The sequence below is a fragment of the Xanthomonas dyei genome (assembly GCF_002939865.1).
GTDB lineage: Bacteria > Pseudomonadota > Gammaproteobacteria > Xanthomonadales > Xanthomonadaceae > Xanthomonas > Xanthomonas dyei.
Genome location: NZ_MDEE01000005.1, coordinates 136943 through 159466 on the forward strand (window position 1 = coordinate 136943; position 22524 = coordinate 159466).

At 64.6% G+C, this 22524-nt stretch carries 16 protein-coding genes, 1 tRNA gene and 3 other RNA genes; 10 read left to right on the forward strand and 10 right to left on the reverse strand.

What is annotated here, in order from left to right; translation table 11 throughout:
• Positions 1-37: 37 nt before the first annotated feature.
• From XdyCFBP7245_RS06140 to fabR, 3 genes are all read right to left on the reverse strand, one after another.
• The gene (locus XdyCFBP7245_RS06140; RefSeq protein ID WP_104614843.1) at positions 38-1159 is read right to left on the reverse strand and encodes a slipin family protein; all 1122 of its coding nucleotides are present in this window, start codon (positions 1157-1159) and stop codon (positions 38-40) included.
• A 354-nt stretch (positions 1160-1513) separates the two neighbouring features.
• Positions 1514-1580, reverse strand: a tRNA-Arg gene (locus XdyCFBP7245_RS06145).
• Positions 1581-2703: 1123 nt separating this feature from the next.
• Positions 2704-3351, reverse strand: a complete 648-nt coding sequence (fabR, locus tag XdyCFBP7245_RS06150) for an HTH-type transcriptional repressor FabR (RefSeq protein ID WP_055847328.1) — start codon at positions 3349-3351, stop codon at positions 2704-2706.
• Between the two features lie 93 nt (positions 3352-3444).
• Between fabR and XdyCFBP7245_RS06155 the strand changes: the two genes are divergently transcribed.
• Together XdyCFBP7245_RS06155 and XdyCFBP7245_RS06160 are read left to right on the forward strand one after the other, a co-directional pair.
• Complete coding sequence (locus XdyCFBP7245_RS06155; protein WP_170068545.1) at positions 3445-4521, forward strand: ferredoxin reductase; 1077 nt, start codon at positions 3445-3447, stop codon at positions 4519-4521.
• 9 nt (positions 4522-4530) lie between these two features.
• A complete protein-coding gene (locus XdyCFBP7245_RS06160) occupies positions 4531-5652 on the forward strand; it encodes a fatty acid desaturase family protein (protein ID WP_104614845.1) in 1122 nt (373 codons plus the stop codon).
• 584 nt (positions 5653-6236) lie between these two features.
• Here the strand turns inward: XdyCFBP7245_RS06160 and XdyCFBP7245_RS06165 are convergent.
• Positions 6237-7823: an EAL domain-containing protein gene (locus XdyCFBP7245_RS06165; RefSeq protein ID WP_104614846.1), complete on the reverse strand. Its 1587-nt coding sequence runs from the start codon at positions 7821-7823 to the stop codon at positions 6237-6239.
• Between the two features lie 380 nt (positions 7824-8203).
• On the opposite strand from XdyCFBP7245_RS06165, the gene XdyCFBP7245_RS06170 reads away from it, so the two are divergent.
• Positions 8204-8380, forward strand: coding sequence for a hypothetical protein (locus XdyCFBP7245_RS06170; protein WP_005989247.1), 177 nt, complete (start codon positions 8204-8206; stop codon positions 8378-8380).
• Positions 8381-8576: 196 nt separating this feature from the next.
• Here the strand turns inward: XdyCFBP7245_RS06170 and XdyCFBP7245_RS06175 are convergent.
• Both XdyCFBP7245_RS06175 and XdyCFBP7245_RS06180 read right to left on the reverse strand, forming a co-directional pair.
• A non-coding RNA gene (locus tag XdyCFBP7245_RS06175) (sX9 sRNA) lies at positions 8577-8653 on the reverse strand.
• A gap of 288 nt (positions 8654-8941) precedes the next feature.
• A complete protein-coding gene (locus XdyCFBP7245_RS06180; protein ID WP_170068546.1) occupies positions 8942-9451 on the reverse strand; it encodes a lipocalin family protein in 510 nt (169 codons plus the stop codon).
• A gap of 424 nt (positions 9452-9875) precedes the next feature.
• Here XdyCFBP7245_RS06180 and XdyCFBP7245_RS06185 point away from each other — a divergent pair.
• A non-coding RNA gene (locus tag XdyCFBP7245_RS06185) (sX9 sRNA) lies at positions 9876-9953 on the forward strand.
• Here the strand turns inward: XdyCFBP7245_RS06185 and XdyCFBP7245_RS06190 are convergent.
• Together XdyCFBP7245_RS06190 and ubiK are read right to left on the reverse strand one after the other, a co-directional pair.
• Positions 9954-11477: a YifB family Mg chelatase-like AAA ATPase gene (locus tag XdyCFBP7245_RS06190; protein WP_104614847.1), complete on the reverse strand. Its 1524-nt coding sequence runs from the start codon at positions 11475-11477 to the stop codon at positions 9954-9956.
• A 15-nt stretch (positions 11478-11492) separates the two neighbouring features.
• Positions 11493-11777, reverse strand: coding sequence for a ubiquinone biosynthesis accessory factor UbiK (gene ubiK, locus XdyCFBP7245_RS06195; protein WP_104614848.1), 285 nt, complete (start codon positions 11775-11777; stop codon positions 11493-11495).
• Between the two features lie 152 nt (positions 11778-11929).
• On the opposite strand from ubiK, the gene XdyCFBP7245_RS06200 reads away from it, so the two are divergent.
• From XdyCFBP7245_RS06200 to XdyCFBP7245_RS06210, 3 genes are all read left to right on the forward strand, one after another.
• Complete coding sequence (locus XdyCFBP7245_RS06200; protein ID WP_280523185.1) at positions 11930-12304, forward strand: P-II family nitrogen regulator; 375 nt, start codon at positions 11930-11932, stop codon at positions 12302-12304.
• Positions 12305-12853: 549 nt separating this feature from the next.
• Positions 12854-14791 (forward strand): glycoside hydrolase family 84 protein, encoded by a 1938-nt coding sequence (locus XdyCFBP7245_RS06205; protein WP_104614849.1) that lies wholly within the window; start codon positions 12854-12856, stop codon positions 14789-14791.
• 115 nt (positions 14792-14906) lie between these two features.
• Positions 14907-14980: non-coding RNA, sX9 sRNA (locus tag XdyCFBP7245_RS06210), on the forward strand.
• Positions 14981-15146: 166 nt separating this feature from the next.
• Here the strand turns inward: XdyCFBP7245_RS06210 and XdyCFBP7245_RS06215 are convergent.
• Positions 15147-15803, reverse strand: coding sequence for a kinase (locus XdyCFBP7245_RS06215; protein ID WP_170068547.1), 657 nt, complete (start codon positions 15801-15803; stop codon positions 15147-15149).
• A gap of 611 nt (positions 15804-16414) precedes the next feature.
• Between XdyCFBP7245_RS06215 and XdyCFBP7245_RS06220 the strand changes: the two genes are divergently transcribed.
• Entirely contained in the window at positions 16415-17233 is an 819-nt protein-coding gene (locus XdyCFBP7245_RS06220) for a porin family protein (protein WP_104614850.1), read from the forward strand.
• Between the two features lie 190 nt (positions 17234-17423).
• Positions 17424-18029 carry a PH domain-containing protein gene (locus XdyCFBP7245_RS06225; protein WP_104614851.1) on the forward strand — a complete coding sequence of 202 codons (606 nt, stop codon included), beginning with the start codon at positions 17424-17426 and terminating at the stop codon, positions 18027-18029.
• Positions 18030-18417: 388 nt separating this feature from the next.
• On the opposite strand, the gene speE is transcribed toward XdyCFBP7245_RS06225, so the two are convergent.
• Complete coding sequence (gene speE / locus XdyCFBP7245_RS06230; RefSeq protein ID WP_104614852.1) at positions 18418-19275, reverse strand: polyamine aminopropyltransferase; 858 nt, start codon at positions 19273-19275, stop codon at positions 18418-18420.
• Positions 19276-19513: 238 nt separating this feature from the next.
• Here speE and speA point away from each other — a divergent pair, with 238 nt between their 5' ends.
• Positions 19514-21400, forward strand: a complete 1887-nt coding sequence (speA, locus tag XdyCFBP7245_RS06235) for an arginine decarboxylase (RefSeq protein WP_104614853.1) — start codon at positions 19514-19516, stop codon at positions 21398-21400.
• Positions 21401-22524 lie beyond the last annotated feature (1124 nt).

Sequence of the window (22524 nt, forward strand, 5' to 3'; positions counted from 1 at the left end):
GGTGTGTGGCCAATCCTTTCGCCGCACACCCGCATGCTTATCTGAGCGTCACCAACTGCTTCAGCACACCATCCAGGCCGCCGAACACGGTGAGCTTGTCGATCTTTTCGGTGACCTTCTCCAGCGCCTCCAGCTCCTTCAATCGCATCAATACCGGGCTGTCTTCGATCAGCTTGGCGGTGTTGAGCAGCGAGCGGGTGGCATTGGCCTCTTCGCGCCTGCGGATCACATTGGCTTGCGCCTGCTTCTCCGCCTGCACGACCGCATTGAGGATCTGGCGCATCTCACCGGGCAGGATCACGTCCTTGACTCCAACGCCAAGCACGTCGATGCCGAAACCGCCCACGCTGCCACGCACGTAGCCGAAGATATCCGCGTCCAGCGATGCCTTGTCGCCCAGCAATTCGTCCAGCGTCTTGGCCGCAACCGCGCGGCGCAACCCGTACTGCAATTCCCGGTACAGGTAGTCGCCCGCCTTGGCCACACGCGTCCGCATTGCCACCGCATCGGTGACGCGCATGCTCGCTGCCAGATTGACCCGCAACGACACCTTGTCGCGCGTCAGCAATTCCTGGCCGGAGACCTCCACCGATTGCACGCGCAGGTCGATCACCTCGGTGGTCACGTTCTTCTGGAAATTCCAGAACGCGTACGCGCCGGGGCCGAAAGGTGCCATCAACCTGCCGTCGACGAACACCAGCCCTTGCGACTCGGCGGGCACGTCCATGCACACGGCCACGCGCGACACGGTGCCGAGCTGACGCAGGCGCCGCTGCACATCGCCTGGCACCTGCAGGCCGTCGCCCAACGGCAAGCTCTGCACCTCGACGGTGGCGGCGCCGCGCCAATACAGCGCGCGGGTACCCGGTGGCAGGACCTGGTCGAGCTTGCCGTTGCGGATCAGCAGGCCCACTTGCGCGGTGCCGATGTCCGCCAGCACGAAGTGCTGCGGCAATGCGGCGCCCAGCGTGTCGATCAGCATGTCGGCATCGCGGCCGACCTCGTCGCCGCTGTGGATGTTGTGCACGCTGACCTCGGTCCGGCTCAGCGGGTCGAACAGGCGGTAGACACCGGGCACGAGCACGCGCTCGAACCGACGATTCCGATACACCAGGCCGCGCTCGCCGTCGCCGATCACGACCCTCTTGGTCCAGAACATGACACTTCTCCTTGGGTTGGCTCTGGTGGTCCGATCCGCAGGTACTGCCGTTTTGCCGCCCGGATCGGACTGATGGCCAAACGTGTGCCGATGCAACGCGGCGTTGGAAGGTGGAAACGCCGGTGACGGCGGCCGTGCGGGGCACGCTGCGCTGTTGGCGCCTGCCGATGCGTTGCCGCAGCTGCGCGATGGTGTGCGAAGGCAGGGCTGAGCGCAGGGTGACGCGTCCAGGGCAACCGCCCGGCGACGTCGCCGCTGCTGCGTGCATTCACGCGATGCATTGCTTGAATGCACGCAGCATGGGCGTTTCCGTAAAGGGACTTGCGTCCCCGAGATGACCGGAAAGGTCATTGCTTGGAGCGGGAGTCGAACCCGCGACAGACAGATGAGAAATCTGTTGCTCTACCCTCTGAGCTATCCAGTGGTGGGTAATGCGGAATTGAACCGCGCCTGCGGAGAGTGCCGCTGCTCGACCACGAGCCGATACCCAAAACGAGAAACACGAGAAAGATGATCGGTATACGCCACGGCATAGCCGCGCGCACCAGCTGGAATAAACTCCAGTGCGCTGACGATCTTTCGTACTGTTTCCGATGGCCGTTTTATTCAAACGGTCATTCAGTCGGTGCATGACCACATACCACCCGTGCCCGAAACCTGGGCACAGCGCTGTCGCGCCTCGTGGCAATCCAACATCCCTGTTGTCGGGCAGTCCGTGCCCGGGTTTCAACTGCGGTCATCCACAGGTTCACTACGAACGCACAACGAAAAACGCCCCCGGATGCTGCATCCGAGGGCGTTCGCGTGCCTCGGAGATCGGGTGACCGATCTCCTTGAATCAGGACATCAGCCGGTGATGGTGCGCACGTCCTGTTTGGCCGTGCACGCAAGCGATGCCGCGCGTAGCGCGCCGGGCAGTCGATTGCGTTGAATGAAATGGCTGGTGTGCATGAGCGTAGGTTAGGTCCGGGTGCAGGCAGTGCTGCGTAGGGCGCGAACATTACCTACAGGTTTTTGGTTATGCAAGCACTTTATGAAAATAATCGATTATGTTTTTCTTCGGGCGTTGGGGGTGTGGCGATTGAAAGGGCAGATCCGCGATGGATAATGCCGGGTCGATTGGATAATGATCGATACGCGTTGCGCAGGAACTGTCGATGCGTGGCTTTGCAGGCAAAGAGCATTCCGTTACATGGATGCGGGCGGGCGTCCAGTTGCGTTCGTTGCCGATCTTGCGCGGGTAGGACGTCTGAGAATGCGTGGTCGCACCGCTGGTGTGCGGTGGTTGCCGCTGCCGACCTCGTGCCAGTCACGGCCCTGCTGCGTGCAACAGCGCGTGGGGTCATTCACTACGAAAGGCGCAACCCGAGCGCCGGCAGCAGGCTGCTGTACCAAGAATGCGCGCGACGAATACAACGACGGAGCTCAGCGCCAGGCGAACACGATTGGTGCCTCATGCGGCGCGCGCCACGCATCCGCTGCGGTGATGAGCGCGCCGTCGACACCAAATCCGACCACCGCGCGCGATACGCTGTGCGCCGCGCTCAGCCGCCGTGCGTGCCCAGCGTGCGCGCGCCGGTCAGGATCATGCGCAGCATCTGCGAGATCTGTTCGATCAGTTCCGGGTCCTTTTCCGGTGGCGAGTCCATCGCCACCGCGCCCATCGCAAAGACCAGGCGGGTGATCGCCTTGGACACCAGCGCCGGCGCGTGCAACTTGGCGTTGTCGGCGGCGGCCAGGCGGATCAGGTCCACGCGCAATTCGTCTTCGAAGTAGGTCAGCTCGCGCTCCACCGCCTGCTTGAAGGCGTCCGAGCCCACCGCGCCTTCGCGCAGCAGTACGTGCAGCAGCTTGTCGTCGGCGCGCAATTGCTCCATGAACGCTTCCACGGACACCCGGATGACGCTGCGGTCGGTGGAGGTGGCGCGCTGGCGGGCCTGCCCGATGATGGTGCGCAGCGAGCGCCCGGCCAGATCGATCAAGGACACCGCGAGCTCATCCATATCGCGGAACTGGCGGTAGAAGCTGTTTGGCGCAATGCCGGCTTCGCGTGCTACTTCGCGCAGGCTCAGCGTGGACAGGCTGCGGTGCGGGCCGATCAGCGACAGCGCCGCGGCAATCAGGTCCTCGCGTGAGATCGCCGGCTTGCGTGACGGCGGCGCGTCGTGGGAAGGCAGGGCGATGGAGGTCATGAGGCGGCAGCCGGACGTGGGAATGAATCATAGCCCCTCTGGTCGATATACAACTGTATACACGCGTGTGCATGCATGCGTATAGTGCAACCTATGAGCCTGGCACCCACTCCCAAGAGCAAGTCCCCGCTGCCCGCACGGCTGGCGCGCCGCCTGGTGTCGCCGCAGCTGTTCGATTTCTGGGCAACCCGGATCAATCCGCTGTGGACGCTGGATCGGCCCATGGCCCGTCTGATCGAACGCAATACCGCCAGCCGCGACGCGGTAACCTTGGTCTTCCAGGCCAATGGCCACTGGCAGGGCCTGCAGGCTGGCCAGCACGTCAGCGTGGGCGTGGAGATCGACGGCCGCCGTCTGCTGCGCAGCTACAGCCCGACCGTGCTGGCGGATGGCCGCCTGGCGATCACCGTCAAGGCGATCGCAGGCGGGCAGGTGAGCCGTTATCTGGCGCACGATGCGGCGCTGGGCACGGTGGTGTCGCTGGACCCGGCCTTTGGCGACATGCTGCTGCCGGCCGCGCCCACCCCGCTGTTGCTGCTGGCCGCAGGCTCGGGCATCACCCCGATGCGCGCGCTGCTGCGTGCGGCCGCGCACGCCGGCATGCCGGGGGATGTGGACCTGCTGTATTGGGTGCGTCAGCGCGATGAAGCCTGTTTTCTGGAAGAATTCGAGGCGCTGGCCGCCGCGCATCCGCGTCTGCGCGTGCAGGTGCTGACCACCCGCGAGGGTGCGACGCCGGCGGCGCGCGTGGACAGCTATCCGTTGGAGCAGATCGCCGGTCTGTCCGCACGCCACGTCATGGCCTGCGGCCCGGGCGGATTTGTGCAGGCGGCGCGTGCACGGTTGGAAGGCCAGGTAGCGGCGTTTCAGGCCGAAGCCTTCAGCGTGCCGACGCTGGACGACGGCGAAACCGGCGACGTCCAGGTCCAGCTGTCACGCAGCGGCCGTACGCTCACCCTGCTGCGCGGCCAGTCGCTGCTGGAAGGGCTGGAAGCGCAAGGGCTGCGCCCGAAGCACGGCTGCCGCATGGGCATCTGCAACAGCTGCGCCTGCGCGCGCCAGTCCGGCACCACGCGCCACCTGCTGACCGGCGAGCGCAGCAACGAACCCACCGCACAGGTGCGCCTGTGCATCAGTGCCCCGAGCACTGACCTGATCCTGGATCTGTAAGGAATCTTCATGAGCCGAGTTCATAACCGTGCCCTGTCCGCCGCCGAACTGCAGTCGTTTGGCGACGAACTCGATGCCATCCGCGCCCGCGTGCAGCGGCAGGTGGGCGCCGCCGATGCGCGCTACATCCGCCGCATCGTGGCTGCCGTGCGCTGGACCGGCGTGGCCGGCCGCGCGCTGCTGTTTTTGGGTGCGTTCGTGCACAGCGTGCTGATTCCGGCCTGGATTGCCGGCGTGGTGCTGCTGACGCTGTCCAAGATCCTGGAGAACATGGAGCTGGGCCACAACGTCATGCATGGCCAGTACGACTGGATGGGCGACCCGCAGCTCAACGGCAACACCTACGAGTGGGACATCGTTGCCACCGGCGACAACTGGCGCAAGACGCACAACTTCAAGCACCACACCTATACCAACGTGCGCGGCATGGATGACGACATCGGCTACGGCCTGCTGCGGATCTTCCCCGAGCAACGCTGGCGCCCGTTCTATCTGTTGCAGCCGTTCATCGCGGTGGTGTTTGCGCTGCTGTTCGAATGGGGCGTGGCCATCCAGGACCTGCGCCTGGGCCGCTGGTTCGCGGGCAAGATGAAGGCTGCCGAGCTGCGCGCGTCGTTCCTGCCGGTGGGCCGCAAGATCGGCCGCCAGATGCTCAAGGACTACATCGTGTTCCCGCTGCTGGCCGGCCCGTTCTTCCTGACCGTGCTGCTGGGCAATCTGGCCGCCAACATGCTGCGCAGCATCTGGACGTTCGTGATCATTTTCTGCGGCCACTTCACCGCCGATGCGGAAGTGTTCCCGAAGGAATCGATCCGCAACGAGTCGCGCGGCCATTGGTATCTGCGTCAGTTGCGCGGCTCGTCGAATCTGACCGGCGGCAAGCTGATGAACGTGCTGTCGGGCAATCTGAGCCACCAGATCGAACACCACTTCTATCCGGATCTGCCGGCCAATCGTTATGCGCAGATTGCGGTCGAGGTGAAGCAGGTCTGCGCGCGCTACGGCCAGCACTACAACACCGGCTCGCTGCCGCGTCAGTTCGGGCAGGTGATGTGGCGGATCGTGCGGCATGCCTTCCCGAGCCGGCCCAAGCCGGTGCGCCAACGCGGCGCTGCGCTGCAGAGCGCTTGAGGGATAGGAAGAGGCCGCCATTGGCGGCCTTTTTTATGGGTTCGGGTTCAATCAGCTTGATGGAAGTTGATGCATCCCGACACGGTGAGCGTAGCGATGCGGCTACGTGTGCGCATGCAAGCGCACGGGCGTGATCGTATCGGCGAGCGATAGGCAACCTCACCGGTGCGCGGGTGAGCTTGTCTGAGCGGCAGCGCAGTGATTGCGATTGTCGCTTCGACAACAGGCGACGTGCGTGGGTAATGCCGCCATGCATCTGCATGCAACACATGTGCGTCATGGGCGTCGCTAAGTGATGGGCACCGATCGTCGGCTCGATGTCGAAAGCCGTGGGACTCGGGTAGCGTCGGCGAGGAGCGACGCCAGTTGTTCGCTGTCCTGACGCGCTGGGCCCAGCAACAGCCAGTGGTTGCGAGCGCGACGTCGACACCACGCCATGGTGTGAGTGATTGGCTGGGTTGTGGCATTTCAGCCGATGACGGCGGTCCGCCGGAGTGTCCCAATCGTGCCAGCCGAAGCCTTGTATGGGATCTTCAAGGCATCGGAGCGGCGTGCCGGCCGGATGCCTCGAAGGCAGCGGTTGCCTATTTGAAACCGTGCGCGGCAACGGTGCGCGCCTGCGCGTGATATGCGATGAAGCCGGTCGCCGGCAGTGCGCGCGAGAACAGCCAGCCCTGCGCAAGATCCACGCCGTGGGCGCGCAGGTAATCCAGTTGCTCCTGGCGCTCCACGCCTTCGGCGATGGTGCGCAGCTGCAAGGTCTTGGCCATTTCGATGATGTGCGCGGTCACCGAGCTGGTGGCCGAGTGGGTGCCGATGGTGTCCACGAACGACTTGTCGATCTTCAGCGCATCCAGCGGCAGGCCTTGCAGATACTGCAGGCTCGAATAGCCGGTGCCGAAGTCGTCGATCGACACCGTGTGGCCGGCGCCGCGCAGGTGGGTGATGGTGGTGCGCGCCGCGTCGATGTCCATCAGGCTGCGCTCGGTCGCCTCCACCCACAGCTGCCCGCTGTCCACCCCGGTGCCATGCAGGGCCCGGGCCAGCACCGACTGCACGCGGCCGCTCTTGATATCGCCGGCCGAAACGTTGATGGCCACATGCAAGGCCGGATCGGCAGCCAGCGTAGGGCCAAGGTCGCGGATGACTTCGGCCACCACCAGATCGGTGATCGGCAGGATCAGCCCGCTTTCTTCCGCCAGCGGAATGAAGGCATCCGGCGGCACCAGCACACCGTCCGGCTGTTGCCAGCGCACCAATGCCTCGGCGCCGACACAGCGGCCGTTGTCGAGCGCAATGATGGGCTGGTAGTGCACGATGAACTCGCCGCGCTGCACCGCAATCTCCAGCCGTGCCAGCGGCGACAGGCGCCGCCGTGACACCCACAGCACCACGCCGACCAGCAGCACTGCCAGGACGATGCCGCCGGGCACCACTTGCAGCCGTGCGGCCGCCAGCGGCCCGCGGAGATACGCCATCGGCTCGGTGACCACCGCGACCCAGTCGCCGCGCCGGTCGCGGCCGGACAGCACCTGCGGATGCGCGTCGGCGGCGGTGCGCGGACCGGTATCAGCGTCGTCGAGCGGGGCCACCAGCAACTGTTCGGCCGCGGTGCCGGTGCTGCTGAGAACCTGCCCGTCGGGCGTGCCGATCGCCAGCTGCAGACCCGGCGGAATATTGATGTCGGCCAGCGTATCGGGGTTGATCAGCACGTTGTAGTCGCCTAGCTGCAGCGCCATCAAGGGATGCTGCGGATTGGCCAGCGGCAGCAGCCGTGTGGTCACCGCGATACCGCGCTTGACCACGAAGTCCGGGCTGGTCTGCGGGATGCTGTCGGGTAGCAGCCCCCACGAGGTACAGCGCAAGCGGCGTTGCTCGAAATGCCCCAGCTCGACGATGTAGTGACTGGTCAGCACCAGCGCGCGCATCTGCGCCAGGTGCATGGGCGAGCAGGGCGGCATCCGTGAGGTGGCCATGCTTAGCAAGGCGCCATGCGCCTCGTCGAAGGCGGTTTCGGTACGCCGGATCGACAGCGCCGCCAGTTGGCTGAGCCTGCTTTCCTCGCGCGCTAGCGCCAGCCGCCATGCCAGGTAGTAGGACAGCCCGATGGGGAGCGTTGCGCACAGCAGCACCAGCAGCACGGTCAGACTGATGATGCGTTGACGCTTCACGTCACCACCCGCATCGGCGTGGGGGCCAGCTCATGCGCGCAGCCTGCTGCGTGGGCTGCGCACTACGGCCTGCGCGTCCGCAACGGCTGCGCCGCCACACGCAGCAGTGCGCCGTCGCGGCGTGATGTTGACCACAGATATGGACTGATGAGGCTGCACGTCGCGAATGTACGACACACGCGTGCATTGCGCGCGTCTGTCGAGCGAAGTGGATGTGATTTTCTGCCGGCCGCTGTCTCTGCACTGCAGCAATTGACGCGGCCGATGGATTCACGCGCTTGCACACACTTGCGCGCTAGGGTCGGTCGGTCTGCGCTCGCCACCTCGGGCTGCGGGGCCATCCGGTCCCCTGCAAGGCGCTCTCACTGGAGGAATCACCCATGACAACGCAGAAAGAACGCGTCGGCGGCACCGATGCGGTACCGATTTTCAAGATGCACGAAACCACGCGCGATGGCGAACTGGTCAAGTACGTGGTGGGCGACACCGGCGTGGCCTTCGACAGCCTGGAAGGCGCGCAGGCTGCCGCCAAGGATCTGGGCACGCTCAACGGCTGAGTAGGACAGTTGATTGCGACGATTGGCGCCAACGGGCGACTTGGTCGCCCCGGCAATCGCCGGAGTCAAGGCGGCTGGAGCAGAGGGCGGTGCAGCTGATGCGGCGCGGTTTCAATGCTCCGGCCGTTGTTTGTATGGGCTTGAGTAGTCGGGTCTGTCTACAGCGGAGTGCTCGATCGCAGTGGCGTCTTGGATCGGCTAACAAAACGTGGCGAGCGGTCGTCAGGTGGACATGGACGGCGCGCTCGGAACCGGAGTGAATGCGTGGTCCATGCCGGACCGAGCACCGGCCGCGCCCGCCAGATGGTTGCGCAGTCGTTTTGTTAGCGGCCCTCAGATCGCAATGCGGTCGGCAGCCCGCACGGATGCCTGGCGTGTGAGCTCGCCGCAGGACGGCTTCGTTCACAACACGTCGCGCTCAGCGCGTGTGAGCGAGCAGTGGCCATGTGGTGCATGCGCTGCGCAGCGCGCCGAGAGTCGAGGACCAGCCGCACCTTGCGGAGTGCATGCCCAGCCCGCGCCTGACGTGCGCCGCGCACTAGCGGTGATCGCCACGCATGCTCAAGGCAGTGGTTGCTCGGTCAGCTGCCCGGTGTGCGGGGTGTGGATCAGCGGCGCCAGGTCGAACCCCTGTTCGCGCGCATGCGCCAGATAGGCCTGCGCGATGTTTTCGTCCAGCTGCGGCAGGCGTGCCAGCAGCCACAGGTAGTTGCGGTCGGGGCTGCCGACCAAGGCGGCGGTGTAGCCCGCGTCGATGCGCATCACCCAGTAATCGCCCTTGGTGAAGGGAATCCAGCGCAGGCCTTCGGGCAGGAAGGTCACGTCGAGCCGGGCGTTTGTCGCGTCGATGGCGCGCGCCTGACCGACCGCTTCCTCCAGTTCACCGGCTGCGGTCAGGCAGCGGTTCTGCACGCGCACGGTGCCATCGTCCTCCAGCGAATAATGCGCCGACACATCGGTGCAGTCCGCGTCCTCAAAGCGGATCGGCAACCTGGCGATCTCGTACCAGGTGCCGAGATAGCGGTTCAGATCCAGCGATGCAACGGTGATCAACTCGGGAAGTCGGCTCATGACGGCCTCTGTGCAAAGGGATGGCAGACGTTGTACGTGCATGCCCATGAAGTGGATGTTGGCAAGCGCAGTGAGCAACTGCCAGCTGCATGCACTCGCTTGCGCCGTCACTGCCGGTGCCTGTTTATTTCCGACGCCGCGGGCCAGCTCTTGATTGGTGGGCCATCAAGTCGTGTTGGCAAGCGTGGCGACGGGCTATCAGGTGCTTGTCATCGCTTGCGCTGTCACTGTCGGCGCTTGTCTGTCGTCGACGCCTTACGCAAGCTATTGCTTGCTGGTAGAGCGACGAAGTGGCTTGTCTGCAGTGGACGGCATTGGCGGCGCCGCGCCTGGTGCGGCTTACTCTTTCTGCGCAGACAGCTAAGAGCGGCTCACAAAACGACTGCGCGACCACCATGCAGGCGCGGCCGGTATTCGGTCCGACATGGGCCATGCGTTCACTCCGGTTCCGAGCGCGCCGTCGACATCCACCTGGCCGATTGATCGCCAGGTTGCGTGAGCCTCACGATGCCGAACTGGCGGCGGTCAGTGCGCGATCCAGCTTGCGATAGCCGATCGCTTCGGTCAGGTGCCGTGTGGCAATCGTGGCGCTGTCGTCCAGATCGGCAATGGTGCGCGCCACGCGCAGGATGCGATGCATCGAGCGCGCGGATAGCTGCAGATGTTCGATCGCACGTTCCAGCAGCAGTTGGTCGTCGTTGTGCAGCCGGCAATGGCGATCGGTGTCGGGTTGGTCGAGTTGCGCATTGGGCAGCGGTCCGCGTGCGAGCTGGCGCTGCCGCGCGGCGACCACACGCGCACGCACGCTGGCGCTGTCCTCGCCGAGGTTGCCGCTGCGCAATGCTTGCGGCGGCAGACGCGGTACTTCGACATGCAGGTCGATGCGGTCCAGCAGCGGCCCGGAGATGCGGCTGCGATAGCGGCGGATGCTGTCGCTGCTGCAGCGGCACCGCCCGCTGCCATCGCCGGCCCACCCGCAGGGACATGGGTTCATGGCCGCCACCAGCTGAAACCGTGCCGGGAAATCCACGCTGCGCGCTGCCCGTGAGATCGTGACCAGACCCGATTCCAATGGCTCGCGCAGCACTTCCAGGGTCTGACGTTGCCACTCAGGGAGTTCATCCAGAAACAGCACGCCGTTATGGGCCAGCGAGATCTCTCCGGGGCGCGGATGCGTGCCGCCGCCGACCAGGGCGACGGCGCTGGCGGTGTGATGCGGGGCGCGGTAGGGGCGCTGCCGCCAGCGGGCAAGGTCCAGTCCGCGGCCGCTGATGGAGGTAATGGCGGCGGTTTCCAGGGCTTCGGCTTCGCTGGCTTCCGGCAGCAGGCCGGGCAGGCGCGAGGCGAGCAGCGTCTTGCCGCAGCCGGGGCTGCCGACCAGCAGCAGGTGATGGCCACCGGCTGCGGCGATCTCCAGTGCGCGGCGTGCGTGCGGCTGGCCACGCACGTCTGCCATGTCGGGTAGCGCGCGTGCGCCCACGGCTGCCACCGCCAGTTCGGCAGTAGGCGCCTGCTGGGTGCCATTGAGGGCGGCGCAGACTTCCAGCAACGTGCGTGCAGTGAAGGCCTGGACGTGCCCGGCAATGGCGGCCTCGGCGCCGTTGGCCAGCGGCACGATGAGCCGTCGCCCGGCCTGCGCGGCAGCCAGGGCGGCCGGCAGTACGCCATCGACGCCACGCAACTCGCCGGTCAGCGCAAGCTCACCGATGAATTCGTAATCGGCCAGCGCCTGCCGGTCGATCTGCCCACTGGCAGCCAGAATGCCGAGCGCGATCGGCAGATCGAAGCGGCCGCCGTCCTTGGGCAGATCCGCCGGCGCCAGATTGATGGTGATGCGTCGGGCCGGGAATTCGAACTGTGCGCACAGCAAGGCGGCACGCACGCGCTCGCGCGATTCGCGCACCGCCGCCTCGGGCAGGCCCACGATCTGGGTGGAGGGAAGGCCGCCGGAAAGATGCACTTCCACCCGAACTTCAGGCGCGTGCACCCCCACGCGGGCACGGCTGTGCACCAGCGCCAGACTCATGGTGGAGGGCTCGGGTCAGGGAGTGTCGGAACCGGGCGCCGCACTGGGCGATGCGCCCGGTGCGCGTGCTTCCAGCGCGGCAACGGTCTGCTCCAGCGCGTCGAGTTTTTCGCGCGTGCGCAGCAGTACCGCACGTTGCACATCGAATTCTTCGCGGGTGACCAGGTCGAGCTTGCCCAGGCCGGCCTGCAGTGCGCCCTTGAAGGTGCTCTGCAGTTCTTCGCGCGATTGGCGCAGGCCCGGCGGCACCAGGTCGCTGAGGCGGCGGGCGAGGTCGTCGAGCTGATTGAAATCGATCATGGTGTTCTCCGCAGGTCCGTAGGAAGCCTAGTGCAGGCCGGGATACGCGGGACATCGGCAAGGCAGTCGGCAGGCGGTAAGGATAGTCCCATTCGGTTGTGGGCCGCGGTGACGGCGGCTAAGCATGGGTGAGTGTTGCAGCCGTCCACGGTATGCTGCGCGCCCGTCATGCCCTGGGATCTGTACCGATGAAAATGATCATGGCCATCGTCAAACCGTTCAAGCTCGACGATGTGCGCGAAGCACTCGCCGGCTGCGGCGTGGCGGGCATCACGGTGACCGAGGTCAAGGGCTTCGGTCGGCAGAAGGGCCACACCGAGCTGTATCGCGGCGCCGAGTACGTGGTCGATTTCCTGCCCAAGGTGAAGATCGAAGTGGCGGTGACCGACGACCAGGCCGAGCGTGTGGTCGAAGCCATCGTGGCCGCCGCCGGCACCGGCAAGATCGGCGACGGCAAAGTCTTTGTGTACGACCTCGGCACCGTGGTGCGCATCCGCACCGGCGAGCTGGATAGCGACGCGCTGTAAGGTCTGTCGCGTGCGGCGCTGCGGTGTGGCTGCGTCTTTGCTGCGTGCTGAAAGATGCTGACGGCATTGACGCGCGCACCAGGGGTTTTTCAACGCTGACAGCGCATGCGCCGATCGATTGATGCACGCGGCGATGATGCGTTAGGGGCAAAACGGAACGGTGGGGATAATTGCCGCGCGCCTGTCATGGTGGACCGCATGCGAGTCTGACTGCGCGACCGCTACATCCGATGTGCCACGACTCAGGTCGGTTCCGGCGCCAGCCTGGCGNTTCATCTGGCGATACAGCCGGTCTCGCCGCCGCTTGAGGTGGGCTCGCTGCTACCGCAACCGTGATCCTGACGAAGCCAATAGCGCCGCTTTTCATACCATTTCAATACCGCAGCTCATGGCCGGCGCGCCTAGTTCCTTTCGGTCCGGACGGCGCATTCGCCGATAACAATCGCGGCCAAAACCAGACTCAACCCTCCAAGACCAAGCCACGCTTGTCGCCACGCAACGACTTGCCTACTCTAGGCCGTAATACCATTCCAATACCGGAGTTCGGACATGAAGCGACGCAACAGGAAGTCGGGCTTGCGCCTGCTCTCGGTTTTGGTGGCAGTGGGACTGGCCGCCCCTGTGCTGGCCGAGCCGGTTACCCAGCCGGCGCTGTTTCCGACTCCGGTATCGATGGTGCTGGATGGGGAGACGATCAGCTTGGGCCGGTCGGTGGTGCTGGTCGTCGCGCCGGGCGCGGACCCGGCCTCGGTCGCGTTGGTGCGCAGCCTGCTCGGGTCGGCCGGCGTCAGCAAGATCACCACCGCCTCGCGCCTGCCGGCCACGCTCGATCGCCCGCATATCGTCATTGGCACCGGCGAGGCGGCGGTGGTGCGCGATGCACTGACGCGCAGCAAGGCCACGCAGGACACCCATACCGAAGGCTATACGTTGACCAGCGTTGCGCTGGGCGGCGGCAGCCTGATCACGCTGGCTGGCCACGACAGCGATGGCCTGTTCCATGCCGTGCAGACGCTGCGTCAGTTGCTCGAGCGGCCGGCCATTCCGGCGCTGGTCATTCAGGATTACCCGGCCATGCCGATCCGCGGCACGATCGAAGGCTTTTACGGTGCGCCGTGGTCGATGGCCGACCGCAGCAAGCACCTCGATTTTCTGGCGCGCACCAAGGCCAACACCTACATCTACAGCCCCAAGGACGACCCCTACGCGCGCGACCGTTGGCGCGATCCGTACCCCAAAGCGACCTTGAAGGCGCTGGGCACGTTGGCGGCCACCGCCAAGCGCAACCATGTCGATTTCGTCTATGCGATCTCGCCGGGGCCAAGTGTGTGTTTTTCAGACCCGGCCGATGCCAAGGCGCTATTGCGCAAGTTCGATGCGTTCCGCGCGCTGGGCGTGCGTAGCTTCTATGTGGCGTTGGACGATATCGAATACACCAAGTGGAACTGCGAGCGCGACAAGACCACCTTCGGCGCGTCCGGTGCGCAGGCGGCGGGCATCGCGCAGTCGCATCTGCTCAATCTGGTGCAGGCCGATCTGGTCGCCCGCCACGATGCTGCGTCGGAACTGATCATGGTGCCCACCGAGTATTACGACGCCAAGGAAAGCCCGTACAAGGAGGCGCTGCGCAAGCATCTGGACCCGAAGATCGTGGTGCAGTGGACCGGCACCGATGTGGTGCCGCCGGCCATTTCCATCCCCGATGCGCGTGCGGCGACCAAGGCATTCGGGCGCAAGACGCTGCTGTGGGACAACTACCCGGTCAACGATTTCGAAACTTCCGCCGGGCGCTTGCTGCTGGCGCCGTATGCGCGCCGCGAGGCCGGGCTGTCGGCCGAGTTGTCCGGCATCGTGTCCAACCCGATGAACCAGGAAGTGCCCAGCCGCGTCGCAGTGATGGGGCTGACTGCGTTCGCGTGGAACGACAAAGGCTACGACGCGCAGCGCACCTGGCATGCGGCGGCGCGCGATCTGGCCGGTGGCGATGCGCGCGTGACGGCAGCATTGCTGACCTTCTTCGACACCCAGCATCTGGCGCCCACCTTTGGCAGCCAGCCGTGGCAGGAGCAGGCCCCGCGTCTGAAGGCCGTGCTCGACCAGGTGCGCGAGGCGATCGCGTTGGGCGATGCCACGGCGCGCAGTCAGGCCATTGCAACGCTGGCGCGCACCGCCGACGACATCGCCGCCGCGCCGCAGATCATTCGCGACGGTGTAACCGACAAGGGCTTTGCCGAGCAATCGCGCCCCTGGCTCGACGCGATGGAAAGCTGGGGCCGCGCGCTGCAGCAGACCGCCGCCGGCCTGGATGCCGCCAATCGCGGCGATACTGCCGCGCCAGCGTTGTTTGCCGATGCTGCTGCAGTGGCCGCCAAGGCCGCGGCCGTCCCCTCGATTCCCGGCGCCACGCGCTTCGGCGGGCCGGTCAAGATCGCCGATGGGGTGCTCGACCGCTTTGTGGCAGACGCACCGACGCTGATCGTCTACTAAGGTGCCAGCCGTATCGGCAGCGGTAGAGCACTGACGGCGCTGCTGGTGGTTAAAAGCAGCCAATAAAACGGCTGTGCTCACCGCCAGGGGCGCGCGGCCTGTGCTCGATCCGGCAATGCCACTCGGACATTCCGATTGCTCCGCGCCGTCCGCACCCACCTGACGACTGCTCGCCAGGTTTTGTGAGCCGCTCTTAGGGAACCTCTGAACAACTCTTTCGCCAGCTTCCGATCAGTACCTAGGGCAGTCTCCGTCACTCGCAAGCCATTGATTTCCAGCATGAGCGACCGCCGCGATCAGGCGAAATCCCGAGTTCGCTCGCAACGCCACGAGTTGTTCAGAGGTTCCTTAGTGTTTACGCGTCGCGTTTGAGGCGGCGGTAGAGCCGCTTCCAGCCGCCGCGCAGGCCACGCACCCAGCCCGGCTCGGCACTGCGTGCGGCTTCGTCGGCGGTGGGTGCGATCCCGGACAGGCGCTGGCGCATCTTCTGGAAATTGGCCACGTCGCTGCGTTGCAGTTGGCGTGCCACCGTGCCGCGCCGCAGCCAGCGCGGGAACCGCCACGCCGAGGTGAAATCGATCAACACCGGCACTCCGGCACTGACCACCACGTTGGTGCCGTGCAGGTCGTTGTGGGTGATGCCGAACCCATGCAGGCGACGCAGCGCCTGCTGCAATTGCTGGAAGACTTCCTGGCCCACCACCGCGCTGGCGCTGAGCGTGTCGCCGGGGATGAACTCCATCCCCAGCGCCAGACCACCCAACGTGCCGAGCAGGGCGGGGGCATGCCGCCAGCCCTGCAAGCTGCGCAGCATGCACGCTTCATGACGGACCATCAGCCGGGCGATGGGTGCCAGCAGCGTGCGGCGATAACGGCCGTAGTCCTTGACCACGGCCAGTTGCCCGTCCAGATGGGTGCGGTAGACGTCGGGTTCGAGCAGCCGTGTGCCCTGTTTGAGCAACACGGGAGTGACGACCTGCAGGCTGGACACATCCAGCAGTTGGTAATGCATGACAGTTCTCCGGACCCTGGCGGCGCGGAGGTGTCACGCGTGACGCAGGTCCAAGGGGATCACAAGGGATCGGGACCACGCAATTTTAGAACTTGCGAGTATTGAAATTACATTTGTTTAACAAATGAAATGTTCCGAACATGGAACGCCCTTGCAATTCAGTCGGTTGAAGCCCTCAAGTCCTTCCAAAATCACTGGGCAGCCGCGCGATGCGGGAGCGCCACACCGCAGTTGCCGGCACACGCGACACGACAGCCGCGCGTCGCCAGCTGCGCGAGACCAGAATGGAAAATGGCGATCGGTTGGCGGGGTTATCGGTATGGGTGCGGAACGTCGACGCCGCACTCCGGCGGACCGTCTGTGGACGCGTGTCTCAGCGCTTCTTGACAGTCAATGAGACTCCAGACACTGTGCGCGCTGCGGTCAGGGGGCTGCATCACGCGCGCGTCGCGCACATCCACGCCGATGTGCCACGGACGGTGCCTTGGGCAGTGCAGTGATGCGGGGACGCTCCCGGAGAGATGACGGCAACTGCGCCACTTCCAGACGCCGTCGGGTTCGCCTGCGCGCACGGATGCGGGAACGAGGGAGGACCACTCATGGGGAATGCGATGAAAAAGACTGCAACACTGCTGTTGGTCTGCACGGCGCTTGGTGTCACGGCACAGGCCTCGGCGCAATCGTTGTCGCGCGGCTGGGACAGTTACCGGAAACAGCAAACGCAACCGCAGGCAGGCACGCAGGGCAACTCCGTACCGGCCGCGCCGCTATCGCGGCCGTCGCACGCCGGCAACGTCGGCGCGCCGACGGCCGTCGGTGGAAGCGGAAGCGCAAATGTGGCCGACGAAACTGGCGGATTTGCCACCGTCACGACGCAGACGCCTGCGGTGGATGCGCCACCTGCACCGGCCTATGTGCCGCCAATGCCGCGCGAAGAGGATCAACGTCTGAAGAGCGGCATGTTCCTGGGCGCACAAGGCGGCAAAGCTGAAGTGTTCGAGGGAACCAAGCAGGACATGGTGGGCTTCAACGTCGGTTATCGCTGGCGCGCAGGACCGGTCACGTTGATCGGTATTGAGGCGACAACCGGAAAGGTGGATGGCTCCAAGGATGCGGATGGGTTTGTCGTCATTCCGACGGTGGACTTCGGCAGCGTCGGTGGAACGGCCCGCTTCAACTTCGGCGATAGCCCGGTGTTTGCCGTCGTGCGGCTTGGGTATTGGGGAGGCGAAGCTAAGGGCGAGGACTATACCGAGCGCGTCTACGGTGCGTATGCCGGCGCCGGCCTCGGGGTAGACATCGGCAAGCACTTCAGCTTGAGCGCGCTCTATACGAACTACCTTTACGCAGATGAGTATTACGACGACTACGAAGACATCACGATCAACCGCGCTGAAGTACTGAGCGTCGGCGCCGAAGTCCGCTTCTGAGTGAAGTGGATGCGCGCAGAAGGGCGGATGGCAACATTCGCCCTTCTGCATTCAGATGCGGCATTCCAGTCGCGTTGTCTGGACACGCGTAGCATGCGTGCCTCACCTGGCCAGCCTGCGTTGCAGAGGCGTCCATGCAGCTTGCTGTAGTGTCGTGCGCAACGCGGTGATCAGCCGGTGGTGAGAGCAGATGAACGCAGTGGCGCAGTTGTTGACAGACCAACAGGACCCGGTGGCCGCCGGCAAGATCCTGCCTAAGGTGGCCGAGCTGCTGACCGCAGACGAGCAGGTCGCCTATCTCGGGATCCAGAAAAAGATGGTGATGAATCTGTCGCCCGATGCGGTGGTGCTGACCAACCGTCGATTCATCGTGGTGCGGCCAACCCTGTTCGGCATGACGTTCCAGGATTTCCCGTGGCGCGATGTCCAGGATGTGCACCTGAGCGAGCAGATGCTGGGCGCCACCATCACCTGCCGCACCGTGCAAGGCCGTATCGCGGCGATCGACAGCCTGCCCAAGCGGCAGGCGCGACGCATCTACGCCTACGCGCAGCAGGTGGAAGAGGTTGCCTACGAAAAACGTCAGCAGCTGGAAATCGAAAAACTGCGCGTGGCGGCCGGTGGTGTGGTGGTGCATGCGCCGCCCGCGCACCTGCAAGCGTCCCCGGCAGCGCAACCGCCGGCGATGGACGACCCGGTGCAGGTGCTGGGCAAGTTGAAGCAATTGCTGGACGCCGGGCTGGTGACCCAACAGGAATTCGATGCCAAGAAGGCCGAGGTATTGGCGCGGCTGTGAGTGGCGTGCTCTGCGCGCACGCTCGAGCGGATACGCGAGGCCGCCCGCGTAGGCCTCGAAGCGGCTGACAGGAGCTAGCGAGCGGTCGTCATGCGGATCGGCGGCGCACTTGGGACCGGGGTGGACGCGTGGCAGAGACCGATCCGGGCGCCGAACGTGCCTGGCTGGTAGTGAGCCCTCCAGTGTTGTTAGCTGCTCTTAGTGAGCCTCGCTGACCTGGTAGGCCAAAGCATTGCGGGCAACCTTGGTCGCAGCAGTTGCCTCATCGCAACGATCTTCCAACCAGAACAGCCAGGTGTGACAGCGCCGTCATCGAAGTGATGGCTGCGGATCGTGTGATCAACGACCACCGCGAGCGCAGTGCCGCGCTCGTGGTGGTCGGACTGCCTTACTCGCCCAGCGCCTTGGCCACGAACGGCGGCGCAACCAGCACGCCGGTATGCAGGTGGGCGGTGTAATACAGCGTGTCGAAGCCCTTGGCCTGCGCATCGGCCTGGCGGAAAGCGAAGTCGGCCTTGGGCTGCTTGCTGGCCATGGTCACGCTCCACCAGCCGGTGGGGTAGCACGGCTGCGGGAACGGCAGGGTCTTGAACGACTGGAAGCCGGCCTTGCCCATTTCGGTGCGCATTTCGTTGATCAGGTCCAGCAGCGCCAGCGGCGATTCGGACTGCTGCACCAGAATGCCGTCGTCCTTCAGCGCCTTGAAGCAGCTGTCGTAGAACGCCTTGTTGAACAGGCCTTCGGCCGGGCCGACCGGGTCGGTGGAATCGACGATCACGATATCCACGCTGCCGGCCGGGCAATTGGCCATATAGGCCACGCCATCGTCGAACAACAGCTCGGCGCGTGCGTCGTGGTTGGAGTCGCACAACTCGGGGAAATACTTTTCCGACATGCGTGTGACCTGCTCATCGATGTCGCACTGGGTGGCGCTTTCCACGCCGGGGTGCTTGAGCACCTCGCGCAGCGTGCCGCAGTCGCCGCCGCCGATGATCACCACGCGCTTGGGCGCGGCGTGGGTGAACAACGCCGGGTGGCTGATCATCTCGTGATAGAAGAAATTGTCGCGGGTGGTGAGCATCACCGCGCCATCGATGAGCATCAGCTTGCCCCAATCGGTGGTCTGGTAGATCTCGATCTTCTGGAACGGGGACTGCACCTCGTCCAGCTTGCCGCTGATGCGAAAACCGATCGCCGAGCCGGTCGGCTGGAAGTGTTCGATGTACCAGTTGTCGTTGGCGCTCATGCGGACGTCCTAATTCTAAAAGAAGCGGGCTGTTCCTTCTCCCGGCGGGAAAAGGTGGCGCGTCGCGCCGGATGAGGGTCGGGCGTCGCCTCGTGCAGCGGAAACTGCGCAGCGGCTGACCCTTGCTCGGCCCCGATCCGATCAGGAGCGGGGCGTGAAGTCGGCGCGGATTGTAACGGACCCTGCGCGTGCCAGGCGTTACACTTCACGCCCTTTTTGCCCCAGCCGAGACAACGAAATGAGCGATTGGTCCCTTGACCAAGCCCGCAAGACCTACTCGATCCCGCATTGGGCCGATGGGTATTTCGATGTGAACGCCGCCGGCCACGTGGTGGTCACCCCCACCATCGACGGCCCGTCGGTGTCGCTGCCCGAGGTGGTGGACGCCGCCCGCGCGGCCGGCGCCAAGCTGCCGCTGCTGGTGCGCTTCCCGGACATCCTGGGCCAGCGGCTGGGCAAGCTGCAGGCGGCCTTTGCGCAGGCGCAATCGGAGTGGGACTACGCCGGCGGCTACACCGCGGTGTACCCCATCAAGGTCAACCAGCACCGTGGCGTGGCCGGCACCCTGGCCAGCCATCACGGCGACGGGTTCGGCCTGGAAGCGGGCAGCAAGCCGGAGCTGATGGCGGTGCTGGCGCTGTCGCGTCCGGGTGGGCTGATCGTCTGCAACGGCTACAAGGACCGCGAATACATCCGCCTGGCGCTGATCGGGCGCAAGCTCGGCCTGCAGACCTTCATCGTCATCGAAAAGCCTTCCGAGCTGAACCTGGTGCTGGAAGAAGCGCGCGCGCTGGACGTCAAGCCGGGCTTGGGCGTGCGCATGCGGCTGGCCTCGCTGGGCGCTGGCAAGTGGCAGAACAGCGGTGGCGACAAGGCCAAGTTCGGGCTGTCGCCGCGCCAGGTGCTGGATCTGTGGAAGACGCTGCGCGATACCGAGTACGCCGACAGCCTGAAGTTGCTGCACTTCCATATGGGCTCGCAGATCTCCAACGTGCGCGACATCGCCAATGGCATGCGCGAGGCCACGCGTTATTTCGTGGAACTGTCGCGGCTGGGCGCCAAGATCAGCCATGTGGATGTCGGCGGTGGTCTGGGTATCGACTATGAAGGCACCCGCTCGCGCAGCTATTGCTCGATCAACTACGGCCTGCATTCGTACGCCAGCAACATCGTGCAGCCGTTGGCCAGCGCCTGCGAAGAACACGGCCTGACCCCGCCGCGCATCGTCACCGAATGCGGCCGCGCGATGACCGCGCACCACGCGGTGCTGATCGCCAACGTGTCCGAAGTGGAGCAGGCGCCGGAAGGCCGCGTGCCGGATGCGCACGACGACGAGCCGGCGGCGATCCGCCACCTGCGCGAGATCCATGACGAGCTCGACGTGCGCCCGGCGGTGGAGCTGTTCCAGGAAGCCCAGCACTTTCATGCCGAAGGCTTGAGCGCCTATGCGCTAGGCCAGATCGACCTGACCCACCGCGCCCGCATCGACGACCTGTTCTATGCCATCGCTCATGGCGTGCGTGCACGCCTGAGCTTCGACGAGAAGAGCCACCGCCCGGTGCTGGATGAACTCAACGAGCGTCTGGTGGACAAGTACTTCGTCAACTTCAGCGTGTTCGAGTCGATCCCGGATGTGTGGGCGATCGATCAGGTGTTCCCGATCGTGCCGATCGAACGCCTGAACGAAGCGCCGCAGCGGCGCGGCATCATCGCCGACATGACCTGCGATTCGGACGGCATGGTCAAGACCTATGTCGAGAACGAAAGCCTGGACAGCTCGATGCCGCTGCACACCTTGAACGCGGGTGAGAGCTATCGCATCGGTTTCTTCCTGGTGGGTGCCTACCAGGAAATCCTGGGCGATATCCATAACCTATTCGGCGATACCGATGCGGTGGAAGTGGCCGTGGACGGCGACGGATATCGCATCGTGCAGCAGCGTCGCGGCGATACCACCGATGTGATGCTGGATTACGTGGGGTATCAGCTGGACACCCTGCGCGCGACCTATGCCGAGCGCATCGCTGCAGCACAACTGCCACCCGAGCGTGCGCAGGAACTGCACGACGCGCTGGAGGCCGGCTTGACCGGCTATACCTATCTGTCCGACGAACCGTTGGGCTGATGCACGGCGCGCGCTGCGGGCCAGCACCGCAGCGCGCTGATCCTGATGTCAATCAAGCAACGGCTTCAAGCACTACAGGCGTGAAAGCCCGCGCAGTGCACTCGCTCGCGGTATTGCCCAACGGCGCGCTGCTGCGGCCGGCATTCGCTGCGTCGCACTCGATCCTCGCTGCATAGCTGGCCGCCAGGCAGCCGTCATTGGCGTCCTGATGGCGCGCGATGGGTGAGCCAGTGCCAGGCAAGGCCAGCTGCAACAGACGCTGCGGTTTGCGCCGCGCCACATCAGCTAAACGCGGTCACGCGTCATGCCGATGACACGCAGACGACGCTTGCGTGATCGTGCGACCACCGACAACGCTGCTGCAGAAAACGCCGCGTTTCATGCAGTGATTTGCGCAATACGCAGCCCTATCAACGCTGGTGCGCGCACTGGTCTTATGTATTGCAATCGCTGAAGCACCGCGAACGCCGCATTCTGTCTATCGTCGCTTTCAGAAAAATCTACATCTCATACGCTACCGTTGCATGAGCGCGCGCACTTCCAAATACCCGCTGTTTTATGCAGTGATTTGCGCAATACGCAGCCCTATCAACGCTGGTGGGCGCACTGGTCTTATGTATTGCAATCGCTGAAGCGCCGCGAACGCCGCATTCTGTCTATCGTCGCCTTCAGAAAAATCTACATCTCATACGCTACCATTGCATGAGCGCGCGTACTTCCAAATACCCGCTGTTTTATGCAGTGATTCGCACGATATGCAGGCGTATCAACGCTAGTGCGCGAACTGGTCTTATACATGGTGCTCGTTTCGAGTAAACCCGAAAGGCGCAGCATCTGTTCGTTGCCGGGCGCTGCGCGTTTGCGCATTAGGTGCTGTGTTCGCAGCGTTTTCTTGCAACGCGCATCGGTGCCGCATCGCATTTGCTTGCGGCTATGCACATAGAACACTAGTTGAAATCACACTTCGGTCAAAAATTTTGAACGTCACGCCCATTTCGTGATTTTTGCACGGTTCTGTCCGCAGACGAATTGTTAGGGAAGGTCTGAATAACGATGCCTGAGAGTGCGGAATGTCCGCATCGTTCCGGAGAGTCTCGTTTGGATCTTCGGAGTTTCGCCATTTC

What these genes read in the sequence shown, in the direction of transcription:
- fabR (WP_055847328.1), bottom strand. Translation starts at nt 3,351, where the DNA reads ATGACCTCCATCGCCCTGCCTTCCCACGACGCGCCGCCGTCACGCAAG.
- XdyCFBP7245_RS06220 (WP_104614850.1), top strand. Translation starts at nt 16,415, where the DNA reads ATGAAAAAGACTGCAACACTGCTGTTGGTCTGCACGGCGCTTGGTGTC.
- XdyCFBP7245_RS06190 (WP_104614847.1), bottom strand. Translation starts at nt 11,477, where the DNA reads ATGAGTCTGGCGCTGGTGCACAGCCGTGCCCGCGTGGGGGTGCACGCG.
- XdyCFBP7245_RS06180 (WP_170068546.1), bottom strand. Translation starts at nt 9,451, where the DNA reads ATGAGCCGACTTCCCGAGTTGATCACCGTTGCATCGCTGGATCTGAAC.
- speA (WP_104614853.1), top strand. Translation starts at nt 19,514, where the DNA reads ATGAGCGATTGGTCCCTTGACCAAGCCCGCAAGACCTACTCGATCCCG.
- speE (WP_104614852.1), bottom strand. Translation starts at nt 19,275, where the DNA reads ATGAGCGCCAACGACAACTGGTACATCGAACACTTCCAGCCGACCGGC.
- XdyCFBP7245_RS06205 (WP_104614849.1), top strand. Translation starts at nt 12,854, where the DNA reads ATGAAGCGACGCAACAGGAAGTCGGGCTTGCGCCTGCTCTCGGTTTTG.
- ubiK (WP_104614848.1), bottom strand. Translation starts at nt 11,777, where the DNA reads ATGATCGATTTCAATCAGCTCGACGACCTCGCCCGCCGCCTCAGCGAC.
- XdyCFBP7245_RS06200 (WP_280523185.1), top strand. Translation starts at nt 11,930, where the DNA reads ATGCTGCGCGCCCGTCATGCCCTGGGATCTGTACCGATGAAAATGATC.
- XdyCFBP7245_RS06155 (WP_170068545.1), top strand. Translation starts at nt 3,445, where the DNA reads ATGAGCCTGGCACCCACTCCCAAGAGCAAGTCCCCGCTGCCCGCACGG.
- XdyCFBP7245_RS06140 (WP_104614843.1), bottom strand. Translation starts at nt 1,159, where the DNA reads ATGTTCTGGACCAAGAGGGTCGTGATCGGCGACGGCGAGCGCGGCCTG.
- XdyCFBP7245_RS06160 (WP_104614845.1), top strand. Translation starts at nt 4,531, where the DNA reads ATGAGCCGAGTTCATAACCGTGCCCTGTCCGCCGCCGAACTGCAGTCG.
- XdyCFBP7245_RS06170 (WP_005989247.1), top strand. Translation starts at nt 8,204, where the DNA reads ATGACAACGCAGAAAGAACGCGTCGGCGGCACCGATGCGGTACCGATT.
- XdyCFBP7245_RS06215 (WP_170068547.1), bottom strand. Translation starts at nt 15,803, where the DNA reads ATGCATTACCAACTGCTGGATGTGTCCAGCCTGCAGGTCGTCACTCCC.
- XdyCFBP7245_RS06225 (WP_104614851.1), top strand. Translation starts at nt 17,424, where the DNA reads ATGAACGCAGTGGCGCAGTTGTTGACAGACCAACAGGACCCGGTGGCC.